General features: G+C 67.7%; 18 protein-coding genes. 13 read left to right on the top strand and 5 right to left on the bottom strand.

The features are described 5' to 3' along the window. Positions 1-10: 10 nt before the first annotated feature. Both adh and RQI43_RS02645 read right to left on the bottom strand, forming a co-directional pair. Positions 11-1,531 carry an aldehyde dehydrogenase gene (gene adh / locus RQI43_RS02650; protein ID WP_056432300.1) on the bottom strand — a complete coding sequence of 507 codons (1,521 nt, stop codon included), beginning with the start codon at positions 1,529-1,531 and terminating at the stop codon, positions 11-13. Between the two features lie 479 nt (positions 1,532-2,010). Then, positions 2,011-3,450 carry a serine hydrolase gene (locus tag RQI43_RS02645; protein ID WP_311274128.1) on the bottom strand — a complete coding sequence of 480 codons (1,440 nt, stop codon included), beginning with the start codon at positions 3,448-3,450 and terminating at the stop codon, positions 2,011-2,013. A 260-nt stretch (positions 3,451-3,710) separates the two neighbouring features. Between RQI43_RS02645 and RQI43_RS02640 the strand changes: the two genes are divergently transcribed. Beyond that, positions 3,711-4,304, top strand: a complete 594-nt coding sequence (locus tag RQI43_RS02640) for a hypothetical protein (RefSeq protein ID WP_056432306.1) — start codon at positions 3,711-3,713, stop codon at positions 4,302-4,304. Here RQI43_RS02640 and RQI43_RS02635 read toward each other — a convergent pair. Beyond that, on the bottom strand, positions 4,280-4,492 hold the full coding sequence (locus RQI43_RS02635; protein ID WP_311274127.1) for a hypothetical protein: 213 nt from the start codon (positions 4,490-4,492) through the stop codon (positions 4,280-4,282). The two genes, RQI43_RS02640 and RQI43_RS02635, sit on opposite strands and share 25 nt — an antisense overlap. A 131-nt stretch (positions 4,493-4,623) precedes the next feature. On the opposite strand from RQI43_RS02635, the gene RQI43_RS02630 reads away from it, so the two are divergent. The 6 genes from RQI43_RS02630 (at position 4,624) to RQI43_RS02605 (ending at position 7,591) form a co-directional block, all read left to right on the top strand. Then, on the top strand, positions 4,624-5,790 hold the full coding sequence (locus RQI43_RS02630) for a multidrug effflux MFS transporter (protein ID WP_405030550.1): 1,167 nt from the start codon (positions 4,624-4,626) through the stop codon (positions 5,788-5,790). 93 nt (positions 5,791-5,883) lie between these two features. After that, positions 5,884-6,108 carry a hypothetical protein gene (locus RQI43_RS02625; RefSeq protein WP_311274126.1) on the top strand — a complete coding sequence of 75 codons (225 nt, stop codon included), beginning with the start codon at positions 5,884-5,886 and terminating at the stop codon, positions 6,106-6,108. Next, positions 6,105-6,230, top strand: a complete 126-nt coding sequence (locus RQI43_RS02620) for a hypothetical protein (protein ID WP_280136575.1) — start codon at positions 6,105-6,107, stop codon at positions 6,228-6,230. Before RQI43_RS02625 ends, RQI43_RS02620 begins: the two co-directional genes overlap by 4 nt. Positions 6,231-6,388: 158 nt before the next feature. Continuing rightward, entirely contained in the window at positions 6,389-6,652 is a 264-nt protein-coding gene (locus RQI43_RS02615) for a type II toxin-antitoxin system ParD family antitoxin (protein WP_207413206.1), read from the top strand. Continuing rightward, positions 6,649-6,948: a type II toxin-antitoxin system RelE/ParE family toxin gene (locus RQI43_RS02610; RefSeq protein ID WP_311274125.1), complete on the top strand. Its 300-nt coding sequence runs from the start codon at positions 6,649-6,651 to the stop codon at positions 6,946-6,948. The genes RQI43_RS02615 and RQI43_RS02610 overlap by 4 nt, the downstream gene beginning before the upstream one ends. A 118-nt stretch (positions 6,949-7,066) precedes the next feature. Further along, complete coding sequence (locus tag RQI43_RS02605) at positions 7,067-7,591, top strand: DoxX family protein (protein WP_311274124.1); 525 nt, start codon at positions 7,067-7,069, stop codon at positions 7,589-7,591. Here RQI43_RS02605 and RQI43_RS02600 read toward each other — a convergent pair. Beyond that, entirely contained in the window at positions 7,588-8,988 is a 1,401-nt protein-coding gene (locus RQI43_RS02600) for a DHA2 family efflux MFS transporter permease subunit (protein ID WP_311274123.1), read from the bottom strand. The genes RQI43_RS02605 and RQI43_RS02600 overlap by 4 nt on opposite strands. A gap of 299 nt (positions 8,989-9,287) precedes the next feature. On the opposite strand from RQI43_RS02600, the gene RQI43_RS02595 reads away from it, so the two are divergent. The 5 genes from RQI43_RS02595 (at position 9,288) to panE (ending at position 13,477) form a co-directional block, all read left to right on the top strand. Then, the gene (locus RQI43_RS02595) at positions 9,288-10,172 is read left to right on the top strand and encodes a DUF3313 domain-containing protein (RefSeq protein ID WP_056432322.1); all 885 of its coding nucleotides are present in this window, start codon (positions 9,288-9,290) and stop codon (positions 10,170-10,172) included. 130 nt (positions 10,173-10,302) lie between these two features. Continuing rightward, on the top strand, positions 10,303-11,796 hold the full coding sequence (gene guaB / locus RQI43_RS02590; RefSeq protein WP_056432325.1) for an IMP dehydrogenase: 1,494 nt from the start codon (positions 10,303-10,305) through the stop codon (positions 11,794-11,796). 44 nt (positions 11,797-11,840) lie between these two features. Next, the gene (locus RQI43_RS02585; RefSeq protein WP_311274122.1) at positions 11,841-12,002 is read left to right on the top strand and encodes a hypothetical protein; all 162 of its coding nucleotides are present in this window, start codon (positions 11,841-11,843) and stop codon (positions 12,000-12,002) included. A gap of 21 nt (positions 12,003-12,023) precedes the next feature. Further along, complete coding sequence (locus RQI43_RS02580; RefSeq protein WP_311274121.1) at positions 12,024-12,455, top strand: MAPEG family protein; 432 nt, start codon at positions 12,024-12,026, stop codon at positions 12,453-12,455. A gap of 83 nt (positions 12,456-12,538) precedes the next feature. After that, positions 12,539-13,477: a 2-dehydropantoate 2-reductase gene (gene panE, locus RQI43_RS02575; RefSeq protein WP_311274120.1), complete on the top strand. Its 939-nt coding sequence runs from the start codon at positions 12,539-12,541 to the stop codon at positions 13,475-13,477. A 24-nt stretch (positions 13,478-13,501) separates the two neighbouring features. On the opposite strand, the gene RQI43_RS02570 is transcribed toward panE, so the two are convergent. After that, positions 13,502-13,672 carry a hypothetical protein gene (locus RQI43_RS02570; protein WP_200919196.1) on the bottom strand — a complete coding sequence of 57 codons (171 nt, stop codon included), beginning with the start codon at positions 13,670-13,672 and terminating at the stop codon, positions 13,502-13,504. 198 nt (positions 13,673-13,870) lie between these two features. Here RQI43_RS02570 and RQI43_RS02565 point away from each other — a divergent pair, with 198 nt between their 5' ends. Continuing rightward, entirely contained in the window at positions 13,871-15,172 is a 1,302-nt protein-coding gene (locus RQI43_RS02565) for an RsmB/NOP family class I SAM-dependent RNA methyltransferase (protein WP_311274336.1), read from the top strand. The last annotated feature ends 99 nt before the right edge of the window (positions 15,173-15,271 follow it).

The raw sequence follows: 15,271 nt of genomic DNA, 5'->3' as shown, positions 1-15,271 counted from the left end.
ACCTTGAGGCCTAGAAGAAGCCGAGCTTCTTGGCCGAGTAGCTGACCAGCATGTTCTTGGTCTGCTGGTAATGGTCGAGCATCATCTTGTGGTTCTCACGGCCGATGCCGGACTGCTTGTAGCCGCCGAAGGCCGCATGGGCCGGATAGGCGTGGTAGCAATTGGTCCAGACGCGGCCGGCCTGGATGGCGCGGCCGAAGCGGTAGGCGCGGGTTCCGTCGCGGGTCCAGACGCCTGCGCCGAGGCCGTAGAGCGTGTCGTTGGCGATGGAGAGCGCGTCGGCATCGTCCTTGAAGGTCGTCACCGAGAGGACGGGGCCGAAGATCTCCTCCTGGAAGATGCGCATCTTGTTGTGGCCCTGGAACACGGTGGGCTTCACGTAGAAGCCTTCCGCCAGATCGCCTTCGAGGGTGTTGCGCTCGCCGCCGGTGAGGACCTTGGCGCCTTCCTGCTTGCCGATGTCGATGTAGCTCAGGATCTTCTCGAGCTGCTCGCCCGAAGCCTGGGCGCCGATCATCGTGGTCGGGTCGAGGGGCGAGCCCTGGACGATGGCCTCGACGCGCTTGATCGCCCGTTCCATGAAGCGGTCGTAGATCGATTCGTGCACCAGCGCGCGGCTTGGGCAGGTGCAGACCTCGCCCTGGTTGAGGGCGAACATGGTGAAGCCTTCGAGGGCCTTGTCGAAGAAGTCGTCATCCTCGTTGGCCACATCGGCGAAGAAGATGTTCGGCGACTTGCCGCCGAGTTCCAGCGTCACCGGGATGAGGTTCTGCGAGGCGTATTGCATGATCAGGCGGCCCGTCGTCGTCTCGCCGGTGAAGGCGATCTTGGCGATGCGGGGCGAGGAGGCGAGCGGCTTGCCGCATTCCAGGCCGAAGCCATTGACGATGTTGAGGGTGCCCGGCGGCAGCAGGTCGGCGATGAGCTCGGCGACCACGAGGATCGAGGCCGGGGTCTGCTCGGCGGGCTTTAGCACCACGCAATTACCGGCGGCGAGTGCGGGCGCCAGCTTCCACACCGCCATCAGGATCGGAAAGTTCCACGGGATGATCTGGCCGACGACGCCGAGCGGCTCGTGGAAATGGTAGGCGACGGTGTCGTGGTCGATCTCGGAAATCGAGCCTTCCTGGGCACGGACACAGCCCGCGAAGTAGCGGAAATGATCGATGGCCAGCGGGATGTCGGCGTTGGTCGTCTCGCGGATCGGCTTGCCGTTGTCCCAGGTCTCGGCGAGGGCGATCAGGTCGAGATTCTCCTCCATCCGGTCGGCGATGCGGTTGAGGATGAGGGCGCGCTCGCCCGGCGAGGTGCGGCCCCAAGCCTCCTTGGCGGCATGGGCCGCATCGAGGGCCTTCTCCACGTCCTGCGCGTCCGAACGGGCGACCTCGCAGATGACGCGGCCGGTGACCGGTGAGGTGTTCTCGAAATACCGGCCGGCGACGGGGGCGACCCACTGGCCGCCGATGAAGTTCTCGTAACGGGCCGAGAACGGCGCCTTGGTACCTGACGACAGGAATTCTGGCTTGTTCATGTGCGTTTCCTCCGTGTTGTTCTTGTGTACGCCAGCAGAAGCCGGGCGGATTGCCAAATCAAGATAGACTTTTGGCCTAACCGGCTCGGATCGACGGCATCGAGCGGGTCGGCGCGTGGTCCCGCTTCTGTGGCGGGGAGCTACGCGCTGAGGCAGTCTAGCCCCTCTGCGGCGGTCTGGCGATGCCGTGGGCGGGCGCGGAGACCTTCGAACTCGGGTCGATAGGGTTCGGCATGACAATGAGCGGGACGTGCCGTCATCCCGGGGCCGCGTAGCGGAGCCCGGGATCCAGATCCGCCACGAGTCTCTAGGACGGCTCGATCATGCGACCGACCCAGCGACGATGCTGGCATCCGTAGCGGTTCTGGATTCCGGGCCCGCCTTCGGCGACCCGGAATGACGGTCAGGGTGTCGGAACCGGCGTGAAAGTCCCCACAAACCGGACGGTATCAACCCGAGTTTGGGGTCAGGCAAGACACTCACCGTCCCGACGGCAGCCGGGTGAAGCGGCGGGCGGTGATCCGCCGGGCGATGGCCCGATCGATCCTGGGGCCTGCCCGTTCGATGCCGTCGCGGTGGATCATCACGCCCGTGGCGCGTCCGTCAGGTTCGATGTCGAAAGCCACGCGGATCGCGCCGTTCTCCGCCACGAAAGCCCTGTCGCTCTCGGCGACGAGGGTGATGCGGGACTCGGTCGATCCCTGACCGACCGCCTGTGCCGTGAGGCGGTCGCCGTCGCGGGTGACGCCCAGGACCGAGCGCGATCCGGTCCGGTAGAAGCCGACATAGCGGTCGAGAACGGTCTGGCTCACGTTGATCTCAGTGCGTGCCGGCTCGCCCAGATAGAGGGCCGCGAGTTGTCGCGAGAGGGCCTGGGCCGGCACGATCTCGGAATTGCCGAGCACCACGATGGTGAGGCCGAGTTCGGGGTAGGAATCCTTGATCGCGCTGAACCCGCTGATGAACCCGCCATGCGACCACAGGCGCTGCCCGTAGGCCGTGCCGATATACAAACCGAGGCCGTAGCCGTGGCCGTAATCCGTCACCATGGCCCGGCGCGACGCCTCCGACAGGAGACGGCCGGAGAACAGCGCCCTGTCCCAGGCGACGAGATCGTCGAGGGTCGAGGCCAGCATGCCGGCACCCGACGGGGCGCTGGCGGCCAGGGGCAGGGCGTGGCGCCATTCCCCCGAGACGCGGCGGTAACCGCTGGCGCGCCGGGGGAGGATGGCGCCGGGATCGGCGTCCCGGGTCGAGGCCAATCCGGCCGGCGCCAGGATTGCGTCGTTGAGGTAACGCGCGAAACTCTGGCCGGTGATCCGCTCGATCAGGCCGGCGAGGAGGATGTAGCCGGTATTGCTGTATTCGTGGCCGCTCCCCGGCGGAAACAGCAGGTCCTCGCGGTAGAGGAGGCCCACCGTCTCCATCGGCGAGCGCTCGATCCGCCCGAGTTGCGTCGCATAGCCCGGCAGGGCGGTGACGTTGGGCAGGCCGGAACTGTGGTTGAGCAGCATCCGGATCGTCATCGCAGCCCAGGCCTGCGGCAGTTCCGGCAGGTAGCGGATAGCGGGATCGTCGAGGGAGAGGGAACCGGCCTCGGCGAGTTTCAGGATCGCCGCCGCGGTGAACTGCTTCGTGATGGAGCCGATGCGGAACACCGTGTCCGGCGTGTTGGGGATCGCCCATTCGCGGTCGGCCATGCCGTAGGCGTGGCGGAACAGAGGGATGCCGTCCCGCGCCACGATCACGGCACCCGAGAAGACGCCGCCCTCCGCATGGGATTCCATCAAAGCGGCGGCCTTGCGTGAGAACGCCTCCGTTTCGCCGTAGATGGCCGCGCCGGGAGCCGGCTCCTGCGCGGTCGCCGCGCCGAGCAGCAGCAACAGGGCGCAAGCGCCGGCGAGAAAGCGTGAGAGCATAGGGCGCGGTGATCCGTCGGCTGCAATCCTGCCAAGGTTGCGCGGGAATGTGGCGTGGTTGCGCGGGAGCGCCACCCCCCGGTCGACATCGCCGTCATTCCCGCGAAACCGTGATCGGCCTGGGCGCCGAGATCACTGTTTCGCCCCGAAGCTCGGCAACATGGCCCGCCTTCGTGCCGACGGACGAAGCCATCCGTCACGGTCGGACCCGCTCCGCCGATGACGGCCCTTCCCCAACCATGCAACAGGAAGAGACATCCATGAGCCGCACCACTCGCGCCCTGCTGGCAGCGTCCCTCGCCTTTGGTACCTCCGCCCTGGTCTCGCAGGTCAGCTTCGCCCAGGCGCCGCAGAAGGCGCCGGCACCCGCCAAAGCCGCCCCAGCCCCCGCCGCTCCCGCTCAGGCCCCCGAGGCTGAGGAGCAGAAGGAGGTCGCCCTGACCCAGGCGCTGATCGACGGCCTCGTGGCCGCGCAGCCCGAACTGGCGAAACTCCCTGGCGGCAACGCGGACAAGCCTGATCCGAAGGTTCAGGCCCAGGCCGTGGCGATCGCGAAGAAGAACGGCTTTGCCAGCGTCGACGACCTGCAGGACGCGGCCGACAGCGTCGAGGCGGTGCTGGAAGGCATCGACCCCGAGACGAAGACCTATGTCGGCGTCGTGCCGCTGCTGAAGAAGCAGCTTACCGCCGTCGAGGCCGACAAGAAGATGAAGCCGAAGGACAAGGCCGCCGCGCTGAAGGACATCAACGAGGCGATCGCCGCCGGTGAGCCGAAGAAGCCGTCCGACGGCAACATCGCCCTCGTCACCCAGAACATCGACAAGCTCGGTCAGGTGGCGGGCGGCAGCCAGTAACGCCACTCGGCATGGCGGGCGACGATGCCGGGCAACCGGGATGCGATCGGGTGACCATCGTCGCCGCCGGTACGGAGCCTCGTCTCGAACGCGCATCCCAGCGAAGGGGCGCGCAACCGAAGGTCCGGCCGCGCACTTTCCACCATGACATCGCCGGCCTGGGAGCCGGCGATCGCAAAGAGGCTCAAGACGAGTGACTGTACCCTCGAGGCCGGTTCCGCCGAGCGATCAGCCGGGATCGGCACGGGCTCTCCCGCCCGTCGGACCGGTCTGGAACGGTCCGGGCTTCGGCGAATTCGTCGGCATCGTCGCCCTGATGATGGCGGTGACCGCCATCTCCATCGACAACCTGCTGCCGGCTTTTCCGGCGATCCAGGCGCGGTTCTCGGTCGCGGATCCGAACGCGCTGCAGCTTCTCGTCTATGTCTATATGATCGGGTTCGGCGTAGCCCAGATCGTCTACGGGCCGGTCTCGGATGCGCTGGGGCGTCGGCGGGTGCTGCTCGGCAGCCTTGCGGTCTACGGGGCGGGCACGGCGCTCGCCATGGTCGCGCCGTCCTTCGAGTGGTTGCTGGCCGCCCGCGTCATCCAGGGGATCGGGGCGGCGGGCGGGCGTGTCCTCTCCACCGCCATCGTCCGCGACCGTTATTCGGGGCGCGAAATGGCCAGCGTCATGTCGCTGATCATGATGGTGTTCCTCATCGTGCCGATGATCGCGCCCGCCATCGGCGGGGCGATGCTGCTGCTCGGCTCCTGGCACTACGTCTTCGTCTCCATGCTGGCCCTGGCCGGCATCCTCACCCTCTGGTTCTCCTGGCGCATGCCGGAGACGCTGCACGCGGAATACCGCCGTCCGCTCTCCCTGCGCTCCATCGCTCAGGCGGTCTCCCTGACCTTCCGCACCCGCGTGGCGGTCGGCTACGCCACCGCCCTCGGGCTGCTGACCGGCTGCATCATGGGCTATGTCGGCTCGGCCCAGCAGGTCTTCGATACCGGGCTCTACCAGCTCGGCGCGCTGTTCCCGCTCGCCTTCGCCCTCGTGGCCGGGGCCATGGGGGCGGCGACGCTCGTCAATGCCCGCCTGGTGCGGCGGCTCGGGATGCGGCCGCTCTCGCATGTGGGCCTCACCCTGTTCGTGGCGGTGGCGCTGGCCCAGGTGGCAATCGGTCTCGCCTATGCCGGGCATCCGCCGCTGTGGCTGTTCCTGACGGTGCTCGCCTGCAACCAGTTCATGATCAGCTTCGCCATGCCGAACTTCAACGCGCTGGCCCTGCAGCCCCTCGGCGAGATCGCCGGCACGGCCTCGTCCTTCCTCGGCTTCTACACGACGATCCTCGGCGCTTTCTGCGGTTTCGTCATCGGTCAGGCCTTCGACGGCACCGTGCTTCCCCTCGGCATCGGCTATGCCGGACTCGGAGGCTCGGCGCTTCTCGTCGTCGCCTGGACCGAGCGCGGGCGGTTGTTCCGGGGAGGGGTGTCGGGGTGAGAATCGCGCCGGTTCGACGGCGACCATAAGTTGAACTTCGAGTCTGCCACGCTTATCGTTGATGGAAAAGCGGGCGATCCGATGAAGCCATCTATGATCGAGCAGACGAAGCTGCTCGCCAACGCGTTGGACCGGGCCTCGACGGCGTGCTTTACGGTCGGGATCGCCACGCCGGTCGCGGGCTTCCTGTACAATGTAGGAAATTTTCGAGCCCTGTCTGGGCCGTTCGAGATGATCGGCGGCGTCCTCGTTTGGATTCTCGGCGCCGGAGGCCTACATCTGGCTGCACGCCGTGTCCTGAAAGGGCTCGATCAATGAGCACCTCCTACGCGATCGCCTTCGTCTTCACGCCGTTACTCGCCGTCGGCGTCGGCTGGCTCGCAGTTCTGCTGCATGAGCGCTCGCTGGCGAAGGCGGAGCGTCGCTCCCCGGGCGAGTGAGCGCCGGCTCCAAGCTTTAACGCCGTCTTCAGCCGGTTTCGTCGGGGGGAGCGGCGCGTCGGCGAAATGTCCTTCGCCGCATAGGGGATACCTGATAGCGATGATCGGGCGATGACCGGTCCTAGACCATGACCTCCGGTAGACAGGGAGCGGCGGCGATGCCGACAAGTGCCGACCTCGGCCCCAGGATCGAGAGCTACGTTTCAACACTCGTGGAGAACGGGCGCTTCCAATCCCGTAGCGACGTGTTGCGCGAGGGCGTGCGCCTCTTGGAGGAGCGGGAGAATCGACTGGCGGCGCTCGACGCTGCCATCGAGCGCGGACTTGCCGATGCCGATGAAGGCCGGCTCAACCCGGCAAGCGAAGTCGCCGCGCGTCTGGCGACACGGTACGGCAACCGGTCGACCGTCACCGAGGCATGATCGTCGTCTTCGCCGAACCCGCCGAAGCGGATCTGGAACGGATCGGCGATTACATTTCCAGCGACAATCCGGGTCGCGCCGCCGCTTTCGTCCAGGCGTCGATCGCCTGTTGCGAACGTCTGGCCGATGCGCCTCTCGGTTTCCCCGTTGTGCGGCGATACGAGCGCAGGGGCATCTGGGTCCGGACGTATGGAAACTATCTCATCTTCTATCGTGTCGGTGCCGCGACGATCGACATCGTCCACATCCTGCATGGCGCCCAGGATTACGGGCCGATCTTGTTCCCCTCTCCATAGCCATGTCCGATTCGCCTGTTTCCCCAGGTGAATGAGCCCGGTTGACACCCCTTAACGCCGTCTTCAGCCGGTCTCGCGCATTCTCCCGATCTCGATGGGTCAGGGACGGAGTTCGCGCGTGTTCGGTCGGAGCCAGGACGGAATCCTCCTTGCGTCGCGCCTGTTGCTGGCGGCGGCGCTGCTGCCCACCGGCATCGCGCGTGCGCTCAACGTCTCGGGCTTCGCGCTGGCGCTGGCCGGGGCCGGGATGCCGTCTCCCAATGCCGTCGCCACGGCGGCCGTGGTGGTCCAGGTCTTCGGGCCGTTGGCGCTGATCCTCGGCGTCCTGCCGCGTATCACCGGTTTCGCCCTGGCGGGGTTCGCCGTCGCGATGGCGGTGCTGCTGCACGGGTTCTGGGCCTATTCCGGTGCCTCGGCGATGACCGAGCGCACTCTGTTCCTCGCCGATCTCGGCCTCGCCGGCGGCTTCCTCATCTACGCCCTCACCGGTCCGGGGGCTTGGAGCTGGCAGGGGTGGCGCCAATCCAGCCGCGAGGCCCCCGTGCGCGCGCCTGCCCGGCCGCAATCCGCCAACGCCAATGCGAAATCCGCGAAGGGACCGAAGCGCAGCCCCGCCCGGCCGTCGAGCCGCGCGGCGGCTTAAACGCCCTTCGACGCGAGGCGCTGACCCGACACCTCCGCGCCCGCATCCGGCTTCAGCCGCAGGAAGGCGAAGAGGGAAGCGCATGAGATCAGCGCGACGGTGAGGAAGGCGGGCGAGAAATCGCCGGCCTCGATGGTTGTGCGGCCATGCTGCGCGGCAGCCGTCTCCAGTGCCAGGGCTCCGATGGAGACGCCGAGGCTGAGCGACAATTGCTGCGCCACGCTCGCCAGGCTCGTCGCCGAACTCATCTCCCGCTTGTCGAGATCGGCATACGCGATGGCGTTGACGCAGGTGAATTGCAGCGACCTGACGCAGCCGCCGACCAGCAGGATGCCGATGATGAGCCAATGCGGCGTCTGCGCCGTGAACAGGCCGTTCACCGCGAGGAAGCAAGAGGCCACGACGGCGTTGAACAGCATCACCCGGCGGAACCCGTAGGCGCGCAGGATGCGCGGCCCGATGATCTTGATGAGGAGCGCGCCGGCCGCCGCGGCGAAGGTGAGAAGGCCCGATTGCAGCGGATCGAGGCCGAAGCCGATCTGCAGCATCAGCGGCAGCAGGAACGGGATCGCCCCGGTGCCGATGCGGAACAGGCTGCCACCGGTCACCGCCGCCCGGAAGGTCGGGTATTTCAGCAGATCGAGGCGGATCACGGGATGCTCGACCCGGCGGGAATGGGCGAGGTAGAGCGCGAGCAGGATCGCGCCGCCGCCGAGGCAGCCCCAGGATACGTAATCCGGCAGGAGATGGCGCCCGAGGGAGGCGAGGCCGAGCATCAAGGTGGCGAGGCCGGCTCCCGAGAGCAGGAAGCCGAGGACGTCGAGGGGTGGCCGGGACGGCTCGCGGATGTTCTCGAAATAGATCGTGGACAGGACGATTCCGGCCAAGCCGATCGGGATGTTGATGAAGAAAATCCAGCGCCAGTCGAGATAGGTGGTGATCAGCCCACCCAGCGGCGGCCCCATGATCGGGCCGATCAGGGCCGGAATCGTCAGGTAGGCGAGGGCGCTGACGAGTTCGCTCTTCGGCACCGCCCGAAGGATGACGAGACGGCCGACCGGCACCATCATCGCCCCGCCAATGCCCTGGAACGCGCGCGCGGCGACGAAGGCGCCGAGCGAATCGGACGCGGCGCAGGCCAGCGACCCCGCCATGAACACCACGAGGGCGGCGCGGAAGATCGTGCGCGCACCGTAGCGGTCGGCCATCCAGCCGCTGATCGGGATGAAGATCGCGAGGCTGACGAGATACGCCGTGAGCGCGAGCTTGAGGGCGATCGGATCCTCGTTGAGGCTGCGGGCGATGGCCGGCAGGGCCGTGGCGATCACCGTGGAATCGGTGTTCTCCATGAACAGGGCCGTTGCGACGACGAGGGGGACGATTTGGGATGGGCGCATGGGGATCGCGTAGGTAGCGCGGCTAAAGCCGCCCGGTTCCGTCACGGCGTCGAGGGGGGCGCAACTCGGCTCTCGAACGAACATGCACACAAATGATGGTCTCTGTGGATGAGGCGTGCGGTGTCGCACGTGGTGGACGACCGTGACCCACGAGCCACAGGTGCGGGCTTCAAGTCGTCAGGCCGGCATGGCCGGCTTTCGGGGGCGTCGATACGGCCTTAAGCTCAGCAACAATTCGGCTGTCTCGTATCACGTCGGTCGAGCGAGCCACCGCCGCCATTTTGCGCGAAAGATATTGAATGCCCTCGCGGTTCGAAACCTGTCGACGCTCGCCCCTCATCGGTGGGGCTCTGGGCCTGCTGCTCATGGTCGCCGGTTGCGGCACCGTCATTCTCAATGAAAGCGGGTCGCTCACCCGCTACGACCGCCTCAATGGAAGCACCGAAGTGGCGACCGGGGCGAAACTCTATGCAGATCAGGCAACCCTCGCGGCGACGCGGACGGTCCGCATCATCCCGGCGGCGTTTCCGGAATCGATCTCCGGCCCCGGTCTCAACAGCGTCGAGCGCCGCCTGATCGCCAACGCAGCCGACCGTGCGCTCTGCTACGAGTTGTCGCTGCGCTACGACGTGGTCTCCACCAAGAAGGCCGACCTCACGATCCGGTCCGCCGTCACCCGTGTCGAACTCACCAACGTCCCGGCCGCCGGCGCGACCATCGCCACCTCGGCGGGAATCACCGTCGCGTCCCAGCTCGGCGTCGGCTTCGCCACTGCTGTCGGCCGCGTGCCGATCCCGCGTATTCCCATCGGCCTCGGCAGCATCACCATCGAGGCTGAAGCCCTCGACAGCCGTCACCAGCAGCGGGCGGCGATGATCTGGGGTGGCGGCGCCAACGCCTTCACCAACCAGGCCCGCTTCTCGGCGGCCGGGGACGCCTACGATCTGGCGGGTGAATTCGGCCAGGATTTCGGCACGCTCCTCGTGACCGGACGCGACCCGTTCAAGGAGCCGCTGTCTATCCCGAGCTGGAATCGCATCCGCATCACCACCCTCGGCGAGGCTCCGCTCGATCCGGATTGCGAGCAGTTCGGCCGCGCGCCCGGTATCGACGGTATGGTCGGCGACTATATCGGCCTGCCGCCGGAATGGACCGACAAGGGCCCCCGCGACCCGATCAACTGAGTTTTCCATTGCGATGCCGCGATCCTGCCTTTGCGCAGGGTCCGGCCCCATGATACTGCGCCGTGCCAACGCATTCGGCGCCGACAGCTGTTTCCAGCCCGGCGCCTCTCACCGTTTCGGGAGTTGGCACATGGCTCGTATCACCGCGGATTCCATCATCGAGGGCCTGACCTTCGACGACGTGCTTCTCCGCCCCGCCGCATCCTCGGTGATGCCCACCGAGGTCAGCATCGCGTCGCGGCTGACCCGCTCGATCCACCTCAACATGCCGATCCTGGCCTCGGCCATGGACACCGTCACCGAGGCGCCCATGGCCATCGCCATGGCCCAGAACGGCGGCATGGGCGTGATCCACCGCAATCTCGAGCCGGCCGAGCAGGCCGAGCAGGTCCGCCTCGTCAAGAAGTACGAATCGGGCATGGTGCTCAACCCGATCACCATCCATCCCGACGAGACCCTGGCGGACGCGTTCTCGCTGATGAAGCAGAACCGCATCTCCGGCATTCCGGTGGTGGAGCGCGGCCCCAACGGCTCGCGCGGCAAGCTCGTCGGCATCCTCACCAACCGCGACGTGCGCTTCGCGACGAACCCCTCCGAGACCGTCGCCGAGCTGATGACCCGCGACCGGCTCATCACCGTGCGCGAGGGCGTGAACCAGGAGGAGGCCAAGCGCCTGCTTCACCAGTTCCGCATCGAGAAGCTCCTCGTGGTCGACGACCATTACCGCTGCATCGGCCTGATCACGGTGAAGGATATCGAGAAGCAGGTGGCCTATCCGGGCGCGGTGAAGGACGAGCAGGGCCGCCTCCGGGTCGCCGCCGCCACCACCACCGGCGATAACGGTTTCGAGCGGGCCGAGCGTCTCATCGATGCCGGCTGCGACGTGATCGTGGTCGACACCGCCCACGGGCATTCGATCAAGGTGCTCGACGCCGTGCGCCGGGTGAAGCAGCTCTCCAACACCGTGCAGATCGTGGCTGGCAACGTCGCTACTCGCGACGGAGCCCAGGCGCTGATCGATGCCGGCGCGGATGCGATCAAGGTCGGTATCGGCCCGGGTTCGATCTGCACTACCCGCATCGTGGCCGGCGTCGGCGTGCCCCAGCTCACCGCTCTGATGGAAGCGGTTGAGGCGGCCGACCGGGCCGACGTGCCGGTCATCGCCGATGGCGGAATCAAGTTCTCGGGCGATCTCGCCAAGGCGATCGCGGCCGGTGCTTCCGTGGCGATGCTGGGCTCGCTACTCGCCGGAACCGACGAGGCGCCGGGGGAGGTGTTCCTGCACCAGGGCCGCTCCTACAAGAGCTACCGGGGCATGGGCTCGGTGGGCGCCATGGCGCGCGGCTCGGCCGACCGCTACTTCCAGGCCGAGGTCAGCGACACCCACAAGCTGGTCCCTGAGGGGATCGAAGGTCAGGTGCCCTACAAGGGCCCGGTGGCGGCGGTGCTGCACCAGCTCGCCGGCGGCTTGCGTGCGGCCATGGGCTATGTCGGCGCGCCGACCATCCCCGAGTTCCAGGACAAGGCGCAGTTCGTCCGCATCACCAATGCGGGCCTGCGCGAGAGCCACGTCCATGACGTGACCATCACCCGCGAGAGCCCGAACTACCCCAGCCGCGCCTGACCGCGATACGCAGTCCGATCCGTCCCGTCGCCCGGCTTTGGCCGGTGCCGGCGCGGATCGGACTGGCACTCGGCCTCGATGGCGTGCTGATCGGGTCAGACGAGTGGCCGAGTGTCGCGCGCCTCATCCACCGACAGTCCAACCCGTTCGAACCGCCCGCCATCGTCCTCCCCTGCGACGGTCCGCTTGCCGCCCTCGGCCGGTGATGCGGACCAACAGGCTTCATCATGACCGTCCAGGCCATCCTCGCCCCCGTCTTCGCGCAGGTTCTGCTGATCTTCGTGCTGATGTTTTGGCTCGGCCGCGTGCGCCTGGCGGAAGTCAGGACCGGCTCGGTTAAGGCCGGCGAGGTCTCGATGGGCCAGCGCAACTGGCCGCCCCGCGCGCAGCAGGCAGCCAATGCGTTCTCGAACCAGTTCGAACTGCCGGTGCTGTTCTTCGCCCTGGTGCCGCTGGCCCTCTACACGAAGAAGGCCGATCTTCTCTTCGTGGTCCTGGCCTGGATCTTCGTCGCGTCCCGCGTCATTCATGCGGGCGTCTACGTCACCTCGAACCACGTCCCCTACCGTTTCCAGGCCTATACGCTCGGGGCGTTGGTGCTTCTGGTGATGTGGATCGTCTTCGCGGTGCGCGTCTTCCTCGCTCCGATCGGGGTCTGAGGTTCGGAATTTCCGTTCACGCCTGGAAAGTCGCCGCCCTCGTCCGGTAAAGAGGGAGACTTATCGAGGTTGAGGATCGTCCCATGCGCGTGCTCGTCGTCGGCGCCGGTGCAACCGGCGGATATTTCGGAGCGCGCCTCGTCGAGGCGGGCAAGGACGTCACCTTCCTCGTGCGGCCGGCCCGGGCCGAGGCTCTGGCCGCGTCGGGGCTCCGGGTGAAAAGCCCTGTGGGCGACGTCCACATCGCCGAACCGGCGACGCTCACGGCCGCCGATCTCGCGGCGGGGAAGGGCGGTGGCTTCGATCTCGTCCTCCTCAGCTGCAAGGCCTACGACCTCGACGCCGCCATCGCCGACGTGGCACCGGCCGTCGGTCCCACGACGCTTGTGCTGCCCGTCCTCAACGGCTTGCGCCATCTCGACATCCTCGACGCCGCTTTCGGGCCGGAGCGGGTTCTCGGCGGCTCCTGCGCCATCGCGGCGACGGTGACGGCGGATGGCGAGATCCGCATGATGAGCCCGCTCCATAGCCTCACCTATGGCGAGCGGGCCGGCGGCCGTTCCGAGCGGGTGGAGCGGATCGAAGCCTTGATGCAGGGCGTCGCGTTCCAGGCCCGTCTGAGCGAGGCGATGGTTCTCGAAATGTGGGAGAAGTGGACGTTCCTGGCGACGCTCGCCGGGGCGACCTGCCTGATGCGGGCGACGGTCGGCGACATCGTCGCCGCGCCGGGCGGTCTCGCCTTCATCGAGGCGCTGATGGAGGAATGTCGTGGGATCGCCGAGGATGCCGGCTATGCGCCACGGGACAAGGTGATGCGGAACACGCAGGCGACGCTGACCGCGCAGGGGTCGGCCTTCACCGCCTCGATGCTGCGTGACATCGAAAACCAGGCGCGGATCGAGGCCGATCACGTCATCGGCGATCTCATCTCCCGCGGGCGAGAGGGCGCGCACCCGATGCTCGACCGGGTCTACACGCATCTCAAGGCCTACGAGAACCGTCGCGCCCGTGAGGCGTCCTGAGCGGCGGCCCCGAAAGTCGGTCGCTCAGTAGCGCGGGGCCGGCGGCGGCGGGGGCGGGTTGCCGTATTCCAGCTGAGTTTTAGCATCGTAGGGGCGCTGGGGCGGAGGCGTCAGATCGACGGCGGGGGCGGTGGAGCAGGCGGCGACGCTCATGAGGACGATGCCCGCGAGGGTCAGGTGAATGATGGGCGACATGACGATTGCGAAGCTCCGTACGTTGATGCAGTGGGCTCTGGCGCAGCAAGGCCACGAGACAGATCCGCCACCCTGCCTGTCTGAGGGCTGATCTCGCCGGAAGCTCGGCTGTAATGTGTCCAACCCCGGCTCAAAGCGTGACCGTATCGCGGCGACGATCGACCGCGGTCACCCTTCCCTAACCTTGAGGATTTCGTCCTGACCCCTCCCGCCCGTCTCTCCGCCGCAATCGAAGTGCTCGCCGACATTGCCGGGCGACGCCGTCCGGCCGCGGATGCCCTCAAGGATTGGGGCCTCGCCCACCGTTTCGCCGGTTCCGGCGACCGCGCGGCCATCGCGAGCCTCGTCTACGACGCCCTGCGCCGCCGGGCTTCATCCGCCTGGATCATGGGGGACGAGGCCCCGCGCGCCATCCTCATCGGCATGCTGCGGCTGCAGCACGGACTCGCGGCGCCCACCATCGGCGAGCTGTTCTCCGGCGAGCGCTTCGCGCCCGATCCCCTGACCGATGCCGAGCGCACGGCCATCGCCGAGGGCACGCTCGCCGATGCTCCGGCCCATGTGGCCGGAGACGTCCCGGACTGGATCCTGCCTTCACTCAGCCACCTGTTCGGCGATGTCCTCCTCGATGAGTTGCGCGCGCTGGCCCGCCGCGCGCCCCTCGACATCCGGATCAACACACTCAAGCGCGACCGCGAGACGGCCCTGGCCGGGCTCGCCCATCTGGCGCCCGTCGTGACGCCGCATGCCCCGAATGGCCTGCGCATTCCCATCGGCGAGGATGGTCGAGGTCCCGCCCTGCATGTGGAGCCGGAATTCCTCGACGGCTGGTACGAGATCCAGGACGAGGGCTCCCAGATCGCCGGCGCCCTGACCGGCGCGCGCGCCGGCGAGACCGTGGTCGATCTCTGCGCGGGCGGCGGCGGCAAGACCCTCGCCCTCGCGGCCATGATGCGGAACGAGGGACGGCTCATCGCCACCGACGACGACCCGCGCCGGCTCGCCCCGATCCATGACCGGCTGCGCCGCTCCGGTGCCGAGGCCGAGATCCGCACCCCACGCGGCGGACGCGCGCGGGCCGATGTGCTCGGCGACCTCGACGGCACCGTGGACCGGGTGGTGGTCGACGCGCCCTGCACCGGCTCGGGGACATGGCGGCGCAACCCCGACGCCAAATGGCGGCTGCGCCCCGGTTCGCTGAGCGCCCGCGTCACGGACCAAGCCGAGGTGCTCGACCGGGCGTCGCGCCTGGTGCGGCCGGGCGGACGGATCACCTACATCACCTGCTCCCTGCTGCGGGAGGAGAACGACGGCGCCATCGATGGCATCCTCGCACGGGCGAATGGCGGGCTGACGATCCTGCCGGCCGAGCGGGTGGCTGCCGAGCATGCGCCGGGCCTCGCAGGGGTGGTGCGGTTCACCGAGCACGGCCTGCAGATGAGTCCGGCCCTCACGGGCACGGACGGCTTCTACGTCGCCACCTTGGAACGACGCGGCTGATGCGCCTCGACCGCCGGCCCTCCTTGCCGGGCGGCCGACGACACCGTCGCCATCGTGGCTTCCTCCGGGCGTGAAAGCCGCTGGAATGGCTCTGAGAGC

It is taken from the genome of Methylobacterium sp. WCS2018Hpa-22, assembly GCF_031843785.1.
Classification (GTDB): Bacteria; Pseudomonadota; Alphaproteobacteria; order Rhizobiales; family Beijerinckiaceae; genus Methylobacterium.
The sequence above is the reverse complement of the archived record's forward strand: the minus strand, read 5'-3'. Positions and strand labels throughout refer to the sequence as shown.